We start from the raw sequence: 707 nt of genomic DNA on the forward strand, positions 1-707 counted from the left end.
GCGGGGATCGTGACGCTCGCCCGGCCGGCGAACGTCAGCCCCCGCACCGCCGACACCGCGGCGCCGCCCGCGCTGGGGCCCGCGGTCGCGTGGCCGATGGTCAGCGGCCCGGTGCCGAAGGTGTTCTGGAACCGGACGCGGACCGCGTCCCCACCCTGGCTCAGGTGCGTGATCATGCGCAACGACTGCGCCGACACCGGCGCGCCGGCCCGGCCGTCCTGGGACTGGGCCCACGAGGTGAACCAGGCGGGCCCGGCCCCGGCGGCACCCGGTGCCGCGGCGACGACGGCGGCGGCCACGGAAAACGCGGTCAGAAGCGCGATCCTGCGCACGGCGGCTCCCTTGTCCATTGAGGACAGTCGTCGGCGACCGCCCCTGCCGATCGTAAGCAGCCGGTCACGGGAACGACAGGATCCTGTCCGATCTTGTCAGCGACAGCGCGAGTGCAGTTCGATGGCGGCATGGAACAACCACTCTTCGGCGAGCCGTACGAGACGCAGGACGGCACCACGGTGATCCCGGTCAGCCGCCCGGTCGGGGTGTTCGCGATCCGCGACGGCCAGGCCAAGTGGGAGCCGGCGGTCGATACCACGCGCGTCGCCCTGATCGCGGTGACGACCGGCCTGGTGGCCGCGGCACTGGGCACGCTCGCGGTGCTGCGCCGGCCGCCGTGGCCGGATCTGCGGGCCGGCGAAGCGCCGCGCTGG

At 74.3% G+C, this 707-nt stretch carries 1 protein-coding gene and 1 pseudogene; one reads left to right on the top strand and one right to left on the bottom strand.

Features of this window, described 5'->3' with window-relative positions:
- Window positions 1-332 (bottom strand): annotated as a pseudogene (locus G3I65_RS09060) (SGNH hydrolase); the annotation flags it as partial.
- Window positions 333-461: 129 nt separating this feature from the next.
- On the opposite strand from G3I65_RS09060, the gene G3I65_RS09065 reads away from it, so the two are divergent.
- Window positions 462-707: hypothetical protein (locus G3I65_RS09065; protein WP_160695691.1), on the top strand; the 246-nt coding region annotated here is incomplete at its 3' end.

Source organism: Amycolatopsis sp. SID8362, assembly GCF_010550475.1.
Taxonomy (GTDB): Bacteria; Actinomycetota; Actinomycetes; order Mycobacteriales; family Pseudonocardiaceae; genus Amycolatopsis; species Amycolatopsis eburnea.